The sequence below is a fragment of the Bordetella muralis genome (assembly GCF_965139205.1).
Taxonomy (GTDB): Bacteria; Pseudomonadota; Gammaproteobacteria; order Burkholderiales; family Burkholderiaceae_B; genus Bordetella_A; species Bordetella_A muralis.
In genome coordinates this window covers 133161-149226 of record NZ_CBCSIU010000002.1, presented here as the reverse complement: position 1 = coordinate 149226, position 16066 = coordinate 133161, and the positions used below count along the sequence as shown (strand labels likewise).

14 protein-coding genes are annotated in these 16066 nt (G+C 59.8%); 8 read left to right on the top strand and 6 right to left on the bottom strand.

All coding sequences use genetic code 11. The annotated features are described in order from the left end of the window. Positions 1-9: 9 nt before the first annotated feature. The 3 genes from pyrH to rpsB form a co-directional block, all read right to left on the bottom strand. Complete coding sequence (pyrH, locus tag ACNA0I_RS05045) at positions 10-726, bottom strand: UMP kinase (RefSeq protein WP_094821240.1); 717 nt, start codon at positions 724-726, stop codon at positions 10-12. 95 nt (positions 727-821) lie between these two features. After that, a complete protein-coding gene (gene tsf / locus ACNA0I_RS05040; RefSeq protein ID WP_415804971.1) occupies positions 822-1700 on the bottom strand; it encodes a translation elongation factor Ts in 879 nt (292 codons plus the stop codon). Between the two features lie 163 nt (positions 1701-1863). Further along, positions 1864-2613 carry a 30S ribosomal protein S2 gene (rpsB, locus tag ACNA0I_RS05035; protein ID WP_415804969.1) on the bottom strand — a complete coding sequence of 250 codons (750 nt, stop codon included), beginning with the start codon at positions 2611-2613 and terminating at the stop codon, positions 1864-1866. Between the two features lie 385 nt (positions 2614-2998). Here rpsB and map point away from each other — a divergent pair, with 385 nt between their 5' ends. The 7 genes from map to ACNA0I_RS05000 all read left to right on the top strand — a co-directional run bounded on the left by map (position 2999) and on the right by ACNA0I_RS05000 (position 10742). Further along, complete coding sequence (map, locus tag ACNA0I_RS05030) at positions 2999-3820, top strand: type I methionyl aminopeptidase (protein WP_415804968.1); 822 nt, start codon at positions 2999-3001, stop codon at positions 3818-3820. A gap of 138 nt (positions 3821-3958) precedes the next feature. After that, complete coding sequence (locus tag ACNA0I_RS05025; protein ID WP_415804967.1) at positions 3959-6568, top strand: [protein-PII] uridylyltransferase; 2610 nt, start codon at positions 3959-3961, stop codon at positions 6566-6568. 400 nt (positions 6569-6968) lie between these two features. Next, positions 6969-7159, top strand: a 191-nt coding sequence (locus ACNA0I_RS05020; RefSeq protein WP_415804966.1) for a hypothetical protein, incomplete at its 5' end; no start/stop codon positions are given. Between the two features lie 105 nt (positions 7160-7264). Continuing rightward, the gene (locus ACNA0I_RS05015) at positions 7265-8221 is read left to right on the top strand and encodes a Bug family tripartite tricarboxylate transporter substrate binding protein (protein WP_415804965.1); all 957 of its coding nucleotides are present in this window, start codon (positions 7265-7267) and stop codon (positions 8219-8221) included. Between the two features lie 3 nt (positions 8222-8224). Next, complete coding sequence (locus tag ACNA0I_RS05010; protein WP_415804964.1) at positions 8225-8896, top strand: 3-oxoacid CoA-transferase subunit A; 672 nt, start codon at positions 8225-8227, stop codon at positions 8894-8896. Beyond that, on the top strand, positions 8893-9612 hold the full coding sequence (locus ACNA0I_RS05005) for a 3-oxoacid CoA-transferase subunit B (protein WP_415804963.1): 720 nt from the start codon (positions 8893-8895) through the stop codon (positions 9610-9612). The genes ACNA0I_RS05010 and ACNA0I_RS05005 overlap by 4 nt, the downstream gene beginning before the upstream one ends. Positions 9613-9728: 116 nt before the next feature. Continuing rightward, positions 9729-10742: a tripartite tricarboxylate transporter substrate binding protein gene (locus ACNA0I_RS05000; RefSeq protein WP_415804962.1), complete on the top strand. Its 1014-nt coding sequence runs from the start codon at positions 9729-9731 to the stop codon at positions 10740-10742. Between the two features lie 84 nt (positions 10743-10826). Here the strand turns inward: ACNA0I_RS05000 and ACNA0I_RS04995 are convergent, their stop codons facing one another. From ACNA0I_RS04995 to ACNA0I_RS04985, 3 genes are all read right to left on the bottom strand, one after another. Beyond that, positions 10827-12248 carry a dihydrolipoyl dehydrogenase gene (locus ACNA0I_RS04995; protein WP_415804961.1) on the bottom strand — a complete coding sequence of 474 codons (1422 nt, stop codon included), beginning with the start codon at positions 12246-12248 and terminating at the stop codon, positions 10827-10829. A gap of 152 nt (positions 12249-12400) precedes the next feature. Then, the gene (locus tag ACNA0I_RS04990) at positions 12401-13129 is read right to left on the bottom strand and encodes a glutathione peroxidase (protein ID WP_415804960.1); all 729 of its coding nucleotides are present in this window, start codon (positions 13127-13129) and stop codon (positions 12401-12403) included. Between the two features lie 230 nt (positions 13130-13359). Beyond that, complete coding sequence (locus tag ACNA0I_RS04985; RefSeq protein WP_415804959.1) at positions 13360-13560, bottom strand: heavy-metal-associated domain-containing protein; 201 nt, start codon at positions 13558-13560, stop codon at positions 13360-13362. Positions 13561-13751: 191 nt separating this feature from the next. On the opposite strand from ACNA0I_RS04985, the gene ACNA0I_RS04980 reads away from it, so the two are divergent. Further along, a complete protein-coding gene (locus ACNA0I_RS04980) occupies positions 13752-16055 on the top strand; it encodes a heavy metal translocating P-type ATPase (RefSeq protein WP_415804958.1) in 2304 nt (767 codons plus the stop codon). The last annotated feature ends 11 nt before the right edge of the window (positions 16056-16066 follow it).

Sequence of the window (16066 nt, the reverse complement as noted above, 5' to 3'; positions counted from 1 at the left end):
ATCCTTTGCTTAAACGTGTACCAACGTGCCTTCGTCTTCGCCGCTGACGACACGCTTGAGTGCGCCGGACTTATTGATCGAAAACACTTTCAGGGGCAGTTTCTGGTCGCGGCAAAGCGCAAACGCCGTCGCATCCATGACTTCGAGGCGGCGCACGATGGCCTCGTCGAAGCTGATGCGGGTGTAACGCGTCGCCGTGGGGTCTTTGTTGGGATCGGCGCTGTAGATGCCGTCGACCTTGGTGGCCTTCAACACGATTTCAGCGCCGATTTCGGCGCCGCGCAATGCGGCAGCCGTATCAGTCGTGAAAAACGGATTGCCCGTACCCGCCGCGAAAATCACCACTTTGCCCTCTTCGAGGTAACGCAGGGCCTTGGGGCGGATATAGGGTTCGACGACCTGGTCGATATTCAGGGCCGACTGTACGCGCGCATCGACGCCTTTGTTTTTCAGCGCGTCCTGGAGAGCGAGCGCGTTCATGATGGTCGCCATCATGCCCATGTAGTCGGCCGTGGCGCGATCCATGCCCTGGGCGCCGGGCGCGACGCCACGGAAAATATTGCCACCGCCAATCACGATGGCCAGTTCGACGCCTAGCGCCGAGACTTCTGCAATTTCATCGGTCATGCGCACAATGGTGCTGCGATTGATGCCAAAAGCATCATCGCCCATCAGCGCCTCGCCGGAAAGTTTGAGAAGAACCCGTTTGTATGATCTGCTGCTCATAGGTGATGTCCCAGGGAACGATCCGACGAAAGTGTAAGACAAGAAATAGGGCCGGACTAGATGTTTATCTAGCCGGCCCTGGGTACTACGACTACTTAGGCGCGGCCAGCGGCGGCGGCGGCGACTTCAGCGGCGAAGTCGCTGGTCTTTTTCTCGATGCCCTCGCCTACGACGAACAACACGAATTGGCTGATCGAGGCGCTCTTTTCCTTGAGCATCTGTTCAACCGATTGCTTGTCGTTCTTGACGAAGGGCTGCGACAGCAGCGTAACTTCTTTCAGGAACTTCTGCACCGAACCCTCGACCATCTTGGCGACGATTTCGGCAGGCTTGCCGGACTCGGCAGCCTTTTGTTCGGCAACCGAACGCTCGGCGGCGATGTCAGCGGCGGCTACGCCTTCGGCGTTCAGGGCCTTGGGCTTGGTCGCAGCGATGTGCATGGCCAGGTCTTTGCCGATTTCTTCGGTGCCCGTGTATTCAACCAGCACGCCGATCCGGCCGCCGTGCACGTAGCTGGCCAGCGCGTTGGGGGTTTCGATGCGCTGGAAGCGGCGTACGGAGATGTTTTCACCGATCTTGCCGACCAGAGCGGTACGGGTGGTGTCAACGGTGCCTTCGCCCAGGGGCAGCGCCGACAAGGCGGCCACATCGGCGGGGTTTTGCGTGGTGACCAGCTCGGCCAGCTTGTTCACAAAAGCGACGAAGTCGTCGTTCTTGGCAACGAAGTCGGTCTCGCAGTTGACTTCGATGACTGCGCCTTGCTTGGCATCAGCCGAGATGAACAGGCCGATCAGGCCTTCGGCCGTCACGCGGGCGGCAGCCTTGCTGGCCTTGTTGCCCAGCTTGACGCGCAGGATTTCTTCGGCACGGGCCAGATCGCCTTCGGCTTCGGTCAGGGCCTTCTTGCACTCCATCATGGGCGCGTCGGTTTTCTCACGCAGTTCCTTGACGAGGGCGGCGGTAATTTCAGCCATGATTGCTCCAATTTCGCTTAGACATGCCCCGGTCACACCGGGGCATATGGTTTGATTCGACAAGACGCCCGCTTTCGGCGGGCATGAGACGGGAGCCCGTCTCGAGACGTCCGACGGCGGTTGTAACAGACCTGGCTGTCACAAACCACCATCGGATCAGGCCTTAGGCCTGGTTGTCCTGCACTTCGACGAACTCTTCCGAGCCTTCGCCGGCTTCTTCGACGATGCCGTTCAGGTTCTGTTCGCGGCCCTCGAGCACGGCGTCAGCGATGCCCTTGGCGTACAGCGCGATGGCCTTGGCCGAGTCGTCGTTGCCGGGGATGATGTAATCCACGCCGTCGGGCGAGTGGTTGGTATCAACCACGGCCACCACGGGGATACCCAGCGTGCGGGCTTCGGCGATGGCGATCTTGTGGTAGCCAACGTCGATCACGAACAGCGCGTCGGGCAGACCGTTCATGTCCTTGATGCCGCCGATGGACTTGTTCAGCTTGTCCAGTTCGCGTTGGAACAGCAGGCCTTCTTTCTTGATCATGCGCTCGGCGCCGCCTTCGGCGACGACGGTTTCCATGTCCTTCAGGCGTTTGACCGAGGTCTTGACCGTCTTGAAGTTGGTCAGCATGCCGCCCAACCAGCGAGCGTCAACGAAGGGCATGCCGCAACGGGCGGCTTCGGTAGCGACCAGTTCGCGAGCGGCGCGCTTGGTGCCGACGAACAGGATGTTGCCGCCACGGGCAGCCAGTTGTTTCACGAACTTGGTGGCGTCTTGGTATTTCTCGACGGTCTTTTCGAGGTTGATGATGTGAATCTTGTTACGGTGACCGAAGATGTACGGGGCCATCTTGGGGTTCCAGTAACGGGTCTGGTGACCAAAGTGGACACCGGCTTCCAGCATTTCGCGCATGAGGGACATAATGTTCTCCGAGGGTTGGTTCTTGCGTTACGCCTGTACCGGCCCGTGCATGACACGGCTGGCACCCTGGGTGGCATAACGCGCGATTTTTCGATGGCCACCTGGCCATCGAAATGGTCTAGCCCTGAACCCGGCCGGCCGATCACCACAGCAAAACCCCCGCTATGGAGAACAAACCCAGACGACCGTAGCAGCATAGGGCCTACAATGCATCTCAAAGTAGACCCGGCCACCGGCAACACCTCGGCCCCTCGCGATCACGAGCGCTATATAGATAGCAGCGATCAGCGGGCGGTAACCCAAGCATTGCCCCCGGTTTTCAGGCAAGCCTATAATTCTACTATCTTTCTATCCACTTACTCAAGCCAAAGACACTTCACCATACATGGGACTCGTTACCAACCCCGCCGATCTGGACAAAATGCGCGCCGCTTGCCGGGACGCCGCCAAAATCCTCGATTTCATTACCCCTCACGTCAAACCAGGTGTCACCACGGGTGAACTGGACCGTTTGTGCCTGGAATACCTGACTGACGAGCTCAAGGTGAAATCGGCGACGGTGGGCTACGCGCCTCCGGGATATCCGCCTTTTCCCGGCGCGATCTGTACCTCGGTCAACCACCAGATCTGCCACGGCATCCCGGGCGACAAGGTCCTGAAAAACGGCGATTCGCTCAATATCGACGTCACCATCATCAAGGATGGCTGGTTCGGCGATACCAGCCGCATGTACCACGTCGGCGAGCCCAGCATCCAGTCCCGCCGCCTGGCCGAGGTGACCTTCGAGTGCATGTGGAAAGGCATCCAGCAGGTGCGTAATGGCGCCACGCTGGGCGATATCGGCCATGCCATTCAAAAACATGCCGAATCCAACGGCTATTCCGTGGTGCGCGAATACTGCGGCCACGGTGTCGGCCGCCGCTTTCACGAAGACCCCCAGGTCCTGCACTATGGCAAGCCCGGTACGGGCGTGCCGCTGGTGACCGGGATGATTTTCACGATCGAACCGATGATCAACGCCGGCCGCCGCGAGATTCGCCAGTTGTCCGATGGCTGGACAGTCGTCACCCGCGATCACAGCCTGTCGGCACAATGGGAACATGCCGTGCTGGTCACGGACACGGGCTACGAAGTCTTGACGTTGTCGGCTGGCGTGCGCCAACCGCCCGACTTCATCGCCGACCGGCTCATATTGCCGGCTGCCTGATCGCAGGCGTGGCATGATCAAGGGCGCCTCGTGCGCCCTGCTCACCAGCCCTGTATCGGGTGCCAGCCATGCACCGGCCGGTCGACTGTCTGAGCGACATCGCGTTTTATTTTGTACACCTACAGGGCAGGTCCTGCCATGAACGCCATCCCCACCAGGCTATCCGATCTGCGCGAGCGCCTCCAGGCTGCCCGTCGCGCTGCGATTGCGCAGTTTCGCCAACATCGACGGCCCGATACCCTCCTGACCGATCTGCGACGCCTTGTCGATCAGGCGCTGCGCGACTTGCTCAAGCTGCATCCTCTGCCTGCTGGCGCCACGTTGGCGGCCGTGGGCGGTTATGGCCGTGGCGAACTCTATCCGCATTCCGACGTCGACCTGCTGATCCTGTTGCCACATGCGCCCTCGCCTACCGACGCCGAGGCCATTCAGACACTGGTTGCCGCGCTCTGGGATCTGGGGCTCGAGCCAGGGCACAGCGTACGCACCCTGGAAGACTGCGTCCGCGAAGCCGATGCCGACATCACCGTCCAAACCGCGCTGCTTGAATCGCGTTGGCTGGCTGGCAGCCGCTCGCTCATGAAGCAGTTCGAGTCCACTATCCAGCAGCAAATGGACGCACCGGCCTTTTTCCAGGCCAAACGCGTCGAAATGCAGCAGCGTCATGCACGCTATCAAGACACGCCGTATGCGCTGGAGCCCAATTGCAAGGAATCTCCGGGCGGGCTGCGCGATCTGCAAGTGATCCTGTGGATGGCGCGCGCGGCCGGCTTTGGTGGCACCTGGAAAGAAGTCGCACAAGCGGGACTATTGACGCCCTCCGAGGCACGCGACCTGCGCCGTGCCGAGCAGGCTTTCAAACGCCTGCGGATTGAATTGCACCTGCTGACTGGGCGACGCGAAGACCGCCTGCTGTTTGACCTGCAACCGGGTTTGGCAGAGATCTATGGGATACAGGCCACGGCCACCCGCCGCAGCAGCGAAATATTGATGCAGCGGTACTACTGGGCTGCACGTCTGGTGACGCAGTTAAACGCGATCCTCGTGCCCAGCATTGAGGAGCGCCTCTACCCTCGTCCCGACACCGACGCACGCGACATCGACGAAGATTTCCGCAACGTACGCAATCGCCTCGATATCGTTCGCGACGATGGATTCGAACGCAAACCGACGCTGTTGCTGCGCGCATTCCTGCTGATGCAGCAGCACACCGAACTGACCGGCATGTCGCCGCGCACCCTGCGTGCCATCTGGCACTCGCGTCACCGCATCGATGCGCAGTTCCGGCGCAATCCGGTCAACCGCAAACTGTTCTTGCAGATTCTGCAGCAACCGCGCGGCATTGTGCACGAACTGCGGCGTATGACGATGCTGAACATTCTGCCGCGTTACCTGCCGGTATTTCGGCGCATCGTCGGGCAAATGCAGCACGATTTGTTCCACGTCTATACCGTTGACCAGCACACCCTCGCGGTCGTGCGCAATGTTCGGCGCTTTACCATGCCCGAGCACGCGCAGGAATATCCATTGGCCAGCCAGTTGATCGCCAACCTCGAACGCCATTGGCTGCTGTATGTCGCAGCGCTGTTTCACGACATCGCCAAAGGCCGCGGCGGCGACCACTCGGAATTGGGCGCACGCGAAGTACGGCGTTTTGCGCACGATCACGGCCTGGATCCCGAGGATGCAGAACTCGTCGAGTTTCTCGTGCGCCAGCACCTGCTGATGTCTGCCGTGGCACAGAAACGCGATCTCTCTGACCCCGCCGTGATCGCCGATTTTGCCGCCACCGTGCGTGACGAACGGCATCTGACTGCGCTGTATTTGCTGACAGTGGCCGATATCCGCGGCACCAGCCCCAAGGTCTGGAATGCCTGGAAAGGCAAGCTCCTGGAAGACCTCTATCGCCTGACCTTGGCGGCGCTGGGGGGATCGCCTGCCGACACGCACACCGTGTTGACCGAACGCAAAGAAGAAGCCGCACGCTTGACCCGTTTGGCGGGCCTGCGAGACGATGCCCGCGAGGCGTTCTGGAACCAGTTGGACGTGGCGTATTTCCTGCGCCACGACGCGTCGGACATCGCATGGCACACGCGCCATTTGTATTACCAGGTCGCACCCGATGCACCAGTCGTACGCGCCCGCCCCACCGAACACGGCGAAGGCCTGCAGATCATGGTGTACACGCGAGACGTCGCAGAATTGGTGGTGGCAATCTGCGGATACTTTGACGCCAAGGCACTGAGCATTCAGGATGCCCGCATTCATACAACACGGCACGGCTGGGCATTGGACAGTTTCATCGTGCTGCCGCCGGAAGGCACGTCGGATCTACGTGCGCAGGCGACGCTGGTTGAACACGAACTGACGCAGCGCTTGCGTCAGCTGCAGGATGGCACGAGCGCTCCGGCCACCTATCAGGTGGCGCCGCAACGTCGCCAATCCCGTATCTCAAAGGCTTTTCCTGTCCTGCCTCAGGCTGAATTGCAGCCTGATGAACGCAGCCAATCATGGCGTTTGTCTGTGACGGCAACGGATCGTCCGGGCTTGCTGCACGCGTTGACGCGGGTGTTCTCTAAACACAAGGTCGAGGTCAGCATGGCCAAGATCATGACGTTGGGCGATCGTGTCGAAGACGTATTCATTCTCACGGGATCGACGCTGGAGAAGCCTCGCAGTCAGATGCAGTTTGAGCGGGCTGTGTTGGATGCGCTGGCGGGGGATGAAGAGCAAAAGCGGGCGGCTTAGATTTTTATGATGGGTTGTTCTGGGTTTTATTGAGCGGTTGTTGGTTCTTTTGTGCCGTGGTTGGTTCTTTTGACGCTGGCGGCCGGGGTGCGAAGGCGATGCTGGCCTAATCGCAACGGCTCGGCGCAACACCAGGCGCCGAGGTCCCCTTCGGGGACTGCCCGTCGCTCAAAAGGCCAGCATCGCCTTCGCACCCCGACCACCAGCTGCATTAGAGATTAACGACGGCTGGCAAAACAATCTCCAGATGACGTTCATCGAGTGCTAGAGCCGTGGCTCAACAATTCGACTATTAAAAATCCTGGCGCATGCCAGACAGCATCCGCGGCATTTCCTCGTTGTGAGTCCCAGCCGGTCGCCTGNAAGCCGCACCGGGCCGTTGAGCCGCGATATAGCCTNNGCCCCCTGGTCATGGGCCGAGTCCGTGCGATAGGCCCGGTGCGGCTTTCAGGCGACCGGCTGGGACGCCTAAAGAACGACAATCCCGCAGCAGCAATGGCACTAACGACAATAGCAATAGCAATAGCAACAACAACAGTCGAATCAAAGCACTTTGCTCCGCCGAACCCTAACTTCAGCAAAAGCAAATAGTCACCGCAAGCTCCACCGGTAACACTCTATCCGTGCCGCACACATTGCGACCGAGATACCAATAACGCCGGAACACAAAAACATCCGGCGACCGTGGAGACATTCATGATCAAGAACGTACGGCGTCTTGCGATGGTGTGCGCGCTGGCTGGCGCGGCTCAGGCAAACGCGGCCTGGCCCGACCATCCTATCACCATCATCGTCCCGGCCGCCCCAGGCGGCACCACCGACATCGTGGCTCGCCTAGTAGGCGAAAAACTCAGCACTGCCTTGAAGCAGCAAGTCGTCATAGAAAACCGCGCCGGTGCCGGCGGCATCATTGGCGCACAGCTGGTCGCCCGCGCCAAGAATGACGGCTATACGTTTCTCATGGGCAATATCGGCCCAAATGCCATCAATTATTCCCTGTACAAAGAGCTGCCCTACAAACCTACCGATTTCACGCCCGTGACGCAGGTCATCATGGTGCCCAACATCCTGGTCGTGAACGCCAAATCTCCCTACAAAACCGTAGCGGAATTGATTGCAGCCGCGAAAAAGGAACCAGTCACCGTGGGATCGTCCGGCACGGGCCAATCACCACATATGTCTGCCGAGATGTTCAAACAGCGCACAGGCATCGAGGCAACCCACGTTCCATACAAAGGCGCCGGTCCCGCCGTCGCCGCACTGCTCGGGTCCCAATTCACCTTCATGATCGACAACCTTCCCAGCTCGCTAGGCGCAATACAAGATGGAAAATTTCGCGCATTGGCGGTCACGAGCGCAAAAAGGTCGCCCGTGCTGCCCGATGTGCCCACCATGGAAGAAGCCGGCGTGAAAGACATGGTTGTCACCGCGTGGTTCGGTCTGTTCGCCCCTGCTGGTACCGACATGAACATCGTGAACCAGATGCAGCAAGCCACTAGCAAAATCATCCACGACGGCCCCATCGCCGAACGTTTTCGCGCATTGGGTGGCGAACCCGGCGGTGATACGCCCAAAGATTATGCGGCGTTCGTAGAGCGCGAACGGACGCAATGGAAAGACATTGTGCAAAAAGCAGGCTTGAAGCAGGAGTAGCCGGTGATCAACAAAATATGCCCTTCCCTGCGGGACGCCGTCTCGCCCATCACAGACGGCGCCAGCATCATGATCGGCGGATTCGGCGAAGCCGGTGTTCCGATGCAATTGATGCAAGCCCTGCTGCAACACGGCTCGCGGGATTTGACAATCATCAGCAACAACAGCGGCACATTCGATCGCGGCATCGCGGCGCTCATCCAGGCCAGACAAGTGAGCAAAGTGATTTGTTCGCACCCCCGCCCGCCTAATTCCGAGGTCTTTGCCGCCGCCTACCGCGCAGGCCAGGTGGCACTGGAGGTCGTCCCGCAAGGCACGCTGGCCGAACGCATTCGCGCAGGCGGTGCCGGACTAGGGCCGTTTTTTACCCCTACCGGCTATGGCACGCCGTTGGCCGAAGGCAAGCAGACCTGCGTCATCGATGACATCGGCTATGTGCTGGAGCAACCGTTGCGCGCTGACTTTGCATTGGTGCGCGGCCATTTGGGTGATCGTTGGGGCAATCTGACTTATCGGTTTGCGGCGCGCAACTTCAACCCCGTCATGAGTTCGGCCGCACGGCACACTATCGCCCAGGTCGACCAGATCGTAGAGCTAGGCGCGATCGCGCCAGAGCACGTCATGACGCCAGGCATTTTTGTAAAGACCGTGGTACTCGCCAAGGATCCCCAATGAGTCAAGCGCTATTGCCCCCACGCGAACAACGTCTGTCTCGCCATCACATCGCTCAACTCGTGGCCAGCGATATCCCTGACGGATCCATCGTCAATCTGGGCATCGGCATGCCTACACTAGTGTCGAACTACCTCCCGCCGGATCGAGAAATCGTGCTGCATAGTGAGAATGGCATTTTGGGCATGGGCGCCGTTGTCGAGGGTGAACAAGCCGATCCCGATCTGATCAACGCCAGCCGCGAGACCATCTCGCTGTTGCCAGGTGCATCCATCTCCGAACACACCGTATCGTTTGCCATGATGCGCGGCGGCCATCTGGACTACACCGTGTTGGGCGGTTTTCAAGTCGCGGCCAACGGGGACCTGGCCAATTGGATTACCGATGCAAAGGACGCCATTCCCGCCGTAGGCGGCGCAATGGATCTGGCAGTAGGCGCGCGCAAGGTCTACATCACCATGGATCACTGCACACGCGAAGGGATGCCGAAGCTATTGGAACGATGCAGCTATCCCCTGACGGGTTTAAAGGTGGTGGACCGTGTCTACACCGACATGGCCGTAGTTGACATTAGCACGCAAGGAATGGTGCTCTACGCCATTCTGGATGGGATCAGCATCGCCACACTGCAATCCGTCACGCAAGCCACGCTGCACACGCCGATCCCGCCGCGCATTATCGAACGCGTAACCGATGATCGCGTGCAATATCGAGCGTGATTGACGCCGGGAATCGACGTTGCTCGAACGCGAGTGGATAGAGGATATCGCCGACTGCAATAAAAGCGAATCCGACGACGCATCGCCTCATCACCCACCAGAAAGCAGGAGACGTCATGACAACCTTAGCGACATGGAATCGACGTTGGACACGCCTGGTTGGCGCAGCCGCATTGAGTTTGGCGAGCGCGCTGAGTTGCCTGATGGCAACCGAAGTCGCCCACGCAGCATCGGACTATCCCAACAAGCCGATTACCCTGCTGATTCCCTACCCGCCCGGCGGCAGCGCGGACATGTTGGCACGCCCACTGGGCGCAGTGCTGCAGAAAGAATTGGGGCAGCCCATTGTCATTGAATACAAACCCGGTGCGGGTGGCTCGATTGCGACGGCTCAGCTCGCGCGCTCGGCCCCGGATGGCTATACCGTGCTGATGGTGTTGGCCGCGCATGCGATCAATCCCAGCCTGTACCCATCATTGCCGTACGACACGCGCAAGGATTTTTCGCCCGTATCGTGGGTGGCGAATCTGCCACTGTTAGTCGTCGCGCCCACGCCGGCACCCTACAACACATTGCCGGAAATGATTGCATACGCCAAGGCCCATCCCGGCAAAATCTCATTTGCGTCGGCCGGCAATGGCAACACCAGTCACCTGGCGGTCGAGTTGTTCAAGCGCAAGGCCGGCATCGACCTGCTGCATGTGCCATACAAAGGCAGCGGTCCTGCCGTGGTCGCCCTGATCGGCAATGAAGTGGGACTGATGTTCGACAGCATCTCGACATCACTACCCCAGGTGAAAGCCGGCAAACTCAAGGCATTGGCGGTGACAGGCAACGCACGCGCAGCAGTGCTGCCCCAGGTACCCACGGTGCAAGAGTCCGGCACGCCGGATTTTGTCGTCAATGGCTGGTACGGCATTATTGCGCCCACAGGGGTGCCAAAAGACGTCGTCGACAAGCTCAGCACAGGCATCGCCAACGCGGTAAAACAACCTGCATTGCAGCAGCAACTGGCCGGCTATGGCTACGAAGTCGTGGGATCGACTCCCGCGGAGTTCGGTAAGCACATCGATGCCGAACTCGATACGTGGCATCAGGTGATCACGGATGCTCAGGTGAAACTGCAATAGGAAAGTCCTGCCCTGGCTAGCGCCGCACACCAGGGCGGGCTCTCCCCGCCTCGCCCCGCGTACGCCGGGACAGGACTGGTGCGGCTACGCCGCTGCACGCAACGGCGTGGCATCGGCGCGTGCCAGTTGCGCCGCCGCATCGCGCAGTGCCGTACGCAAGCCTTCTTCCACGACCGGATGATAGAACGGCATGTCGAGCATCTGGGCGATCGTCAGATCTTGCTGCACGGCCCATGCCAGCAGATGGCCAATGTGCTCAGCCGACGGGCCGATCATCTCCGCGCCCAGGAAACGGCCGGTACCGATCTCGGCATAGACGTGCAACATGCCTTTGTTCTTCAGCATGACGCGCGAACGGCCTTGGTCACCAAAATCCACTTCGCCTGTGACGTATCCACCCTGCGGTAAGCGGCTGTATGGCGTACCCACCAATGCGATCTGCGGATCCGAAAAAACCACGCCTAACTGCGCCCGTCGCAAACCAGGCTGCATCTCGGGATACCGCGCGGCGTTTTGGCCGGCAATGCGCCCTTCGTCAGCAGCCTCGTGCAACAACGGCACGTCTGCATTCGCGTCTCCAGCGATAAAGATCTGCGAGTTGCCAGACTGCAGCGTATGCCGATCAAATTCCGGCACGCCGCGCGCATCACGCACGAGGCTGGTGTTTTGCAGATCCAGCTGATCCACATTCGGGCGACGGCCGGTTGCCACCAACGCATAATCGAATGTCTCGGTGCGTTCAGTGTTATCCAGCGCAATGTAGCGCACTTCCACCTGATCGCCGACGCGCGTTGTCGACAGGACACGCGCATCCGGATCCAGATAGAACTCGTCCTGGAACGTGCGGCGCGCCCGCTGGCGCACGGCGGGATCACTCAGACCGCCCAGACTGCCGCTCACACCAAACACACGTACGCGAACACCCAGACGCGCCAGGGCTTGCCCCAGTTCCAATCCAATGACGCCAGGACCAAAGACCGCCACACTGCTGGGCAAGTCGTCCCAGTCGAACACGTCATCGTTCACCACGAGACGATCGCCCAACCCTTGGAATGGCGGGGGCACCACGGGACGCGACCCTGTCGCAATCACCACGCTAGCCGCCTGAATTTCGATTTGATCGTCGACGCGCAATACCGTGTCTGAAACGAACTTCGCATACCCAGGGATCTTGTCCTCGGCAGGAATGTTTTCAACGCCCTCGAGCACGAATCCGACAAAGCGATCGCGCTCACGGCGGACGCGCGCCATGACTTCGCGCCCATCAACGCGGATCGGGCCATCCACATGCACGCCAAACGGCGCCGTGTGCGCGGCCTGATGAGCGGCCTCGGCGGCGGCGATCAACAGTTTGGAAGGCATGCATCCGACACGCGCGCATGTCGTTCCATAGGGACCGCCCTCGATCAAGAGTGCGCGCTTGCCAGCCGCACGCGCCGCACGGTACGCCGCGAGCCCCGCGGTGCCCGCGCCAATCACCGCAACATCGGTATGCAGAGTCTTCATCATTTTTCCTACTGAATCTTGCGCTGCGCCCTGAGCAAGGCGAACGCGCCCAAAACAAACGCCCGCGCAGCCGCCTTAATGACTGGCGCGAGCGTTATTTATGAGAAGCTGTTCAAGGTGGCGCTGCGCAATCTCCGAGCGCCGCCCTGCCATCAGGCGAAATGTGCCTTCAGGTCTTCCAAGCCACCGATCAGCTTGCCATTGATAAAGATCTGCGGAGCAGTTCCTTTACCCGACACTGCGCCGATCACACGGCCGCGCACCTTGTTTTCCAAGGGGATTTCGATGGCGTTGTAGCCTTTCTCATCCAACAGGGCCTTGGCCTCTACGCAGAACGGGCAGCCCGGTTTGGAGAACACGACGACTTGATCGGGCTTCTTGGCTTTCGGGGCGAAGTAGGCGAGCATCGTGTCCGCATCGGAGACCTCAAACGGGTCGCCTTCTTTTTCCGGCTCGATGAACATTTTTTCAACCACGCCGTCTTTCACCAGCATGGAGTAGCGCCAGCTGCGCTTGCCAAAGCCCAGGTCGCGCTTGTCGACCAGCATGCCCATGCCTTCGGTGAAATCACCGTTACCGTCGGGCAGCAGGGTGATGTTGGCGGACTCTTGATCCTTGGCCCATTCGTTCATCACGAACGTGTCATTGACCGACACGCAGACAATGCTGTCGACGCCCTCGGCAAAGAAAGCCGATGCCAGTTCGTTGTAACGCGGCAAGTGGGTCGACGAGCAAGTCGGCGTAAAAGCTCCGGGCAGGGAGAAGACGACAACGGTCTTGTTCTTGAAAATATCGTCAGTCGTCACTTGTTTCCAGTCATTGCCCTCGCGGACAGGGAAAGCGACGTTAGGGACTCGTTGGCCTTCGCGGTTTTGCAGCATTCGTTTATCTCCAGATGTGTTGAGAGGTCTTCAGCGACCATGTGGAAATAATAAACAATAGCTATTAATTTATCTAATTTAATTATTTTAATTAATTGATAGTCAAACTTAATCGCCTACTAAGAATAAAAAGAAAGTGTTAATTAAACAGTAAAGTGAACCGTCGCACCACCAACGGGTCGAGGCCGCCTGCGCATCGTTTTGCAGCACGGCCTGTTCCCACAGCCGCCTCAGGCCAATTGCGCCTCATAGCCGGCGTCCACAATCGCCTGCCGTACTTCGTCGACGTCGGTAGTTCCGTCGACCGTGACGCGATGCGCGCCCAGGTCCGTGGTCACGGTGGCGCCGGGCACCGCGTCTTTCACAGCCTTGGTAATCGTACTCACGCAATGGCCGCAGGTCATATCGGGAACGTTGAATTGGAAAGACATAAATGCTCCTTTTTAGGTAGTCAATATCAAGTCCGCGTGGCACGAGATGTGTTTCGCGTGGCACACGGCCGATTGCAACCAGCTTAAACCTTCCCATGATGTCAAAGTCAAGCGTACAATCAAGCTTGACCTTCCCATTATGTCAAGGTTGAGACTATCACCATTCGCTCTCAACTTTGACGGAGTTCATCGTGAACGCCTCCTCTCTCACCCAGACAGAGCTTGCCATTACGGGCATGACCTGCGCCTCGTGCGTCAAGCGTGTTGAAAAGGCACTATCGGCCGTACCCGGCGTGAATCAGGCCAGCGTCAACCTGGCCACCGAACGCGCGCAGGTGAATTATGACCCTGCTGCCGCGAATGCCGAGGCCCTGATTGCTGCCGTCGTTCGCATGGGCTATGAGGCCCAGCCTATCACCGCCAACGACGGACACGAAGATCGCCAGGCCCAGGCCCGAGCCGACGAGGCTCGTGCGCTGCGCCGTGCCTTTACGGTAGCGGTGATCCTGACCTTGCCGGTGTTCATATTGGAAATGGGCTCGCACATTGTGCCGGCCTTTCATCACTGGATTCTCGACACCCTGGGCCGGGAAAATAGCTGGCTATTGCAGTTCGTCCTGACCACGCTCGTGCTGGCCTGGCCTGGCCGCGTGTTTTTTACCAAAGGCCTCACCGCTTTATGGCGGCGCGCGCCAGAGATGAACTCTCTGGTTGCTGTCGGTGCAGGCGCAGCGTGGGGCTACTCCACTGTCGCGACCTTTTTGCCGGACTGGCTACCCAGCAACGCGCTGCACGTCTATTTCGAGGCGGCCGCCGTTATCGTCACATTGATTCTATTGGGACGTATGCTGGAAGCTCGCGCCAAAGGCCGCACCGGCGCCGCCATCAAGCGTCTGATCGGCCTGCAGCCGCGCACCGCGCGCGTGCTCCGCGAGGGAAAGTTGCAGGACGTTCCCATTGAACAGGTCTTGCGCGGCGAACATGTCGTTGTCCGTCCGGGAGAAAAAATTCCCATCGACGGTGAGATTATCGAAGGCCGCTCCTTTGTCGATGAGTCGATGTTGACGGGCGAGCCGGTTCCTGTCGAAAAAAACGTAGGCATGTCCGCGACCGGCGGCACCCTGAACACCTCAGGCAGTTTCACACTGCGCGTCACGCACACCGGTGCGGACACGATGTTGGCACGCATCATCGGTATGGTGGAGGCCGCCCAAGGCGCGCGTCTGCCCATTCAGGCGCTCGTCGATCAGGTCACCGCCTGGTTTGTGCCAGCCGTGATGACCGCTGCGCTGCTCACCTTTGCCGCGTGGCTGATGTGGGGGCCGGCGCCTGCCCTGCCCTTTGCGTTGGTAAATGCGGTCGCGGTGCTCATCATCGCCTGCCCCTGCGCCATGGGGTTGGCCACGCCGACCTCGATCATGGTGGGCACCGGCCGAGCGGCGGATATGGGTATCCTGTTTCGCCAGGGCGATGCCTTGCAGGCACTGCGCGACGTGGACGTGATCGCGTTCGACAAGACCGGCACCTTGACCGAAGGCAAGCCCGCGCTCACTGATATCCATGTGATGAATGGATTCGACGAGACAGAGGTGCTGCGCTGGCTCGCTGCCGTACAGACTCGGTCCGAACACCCCATTGCCTTGGCCATCGTCGCGGCCGCCGAAGAACGCGGCCTGAGTCTGCCAAAAGCCGACGATTTCCAGGCCTTCACCGGTGCCGGCGTACAAGCCACCACCGAAGGTCGCAATATCATCGCCGGCAATAGCCGTTTGATGTCCGAGCATGGCGTAGACATCACAGCAAAGCTCGATGTGGATCATGCCGCTATGCAAGACCCCATTGCCGCCTGGGGCGAGGCAGGCAAAACCCCCATCTACGTAGCCGTAGACGGGCAAATGGCTGCCATGGTCGCGGTCAGCGATCCGGTCAAGCCTTCCGCTGCGCAAGCCATCGCCACGCTGCATCGCCTGGGCATCCAGACCGCGATGATTACCGGCGACAACATGCATACTGCCCGTGGCGTTGCCCGCCAGCTGGGTATCGACGAAGTACGCGCCGAAGTCCTGCCGGACGGCAAAGTCGCCGCGATTGAAGACCTGCGCAAGAACGGACGACGCCTGGCGTTTGTCGGCGATGGGATCAACGACGCTCCGGCATTGGCGGCCTCGGACATCGGCATTGCTATCGGCACCGGCACCGATGTTGCCATCGAAGCCGCATCGGTGGTCCTCATGGCGGGAGATCTGAATGCCGTTCCCGATGCTATCGCTTTGAGCCGCGCCACGATGGCCAATATCCGGCAGAACCTGTTCTGGGCATTCGCCTACAACGTAGCCTTGATACCGGTAGCGGCGGGCGCGCTGTATCCCGCGTATGGCATAGCGCTTTCGCCGATGTTTGCCGCTGCCGCAATGGCCATGTCCAGCGTGTTTGTATTGGGTAACGCGCTGCGCCTGCGCCGTTTTCGCGCCAGCGCACGGCCTGCCGCTGTTTAGGAGATTGAAGC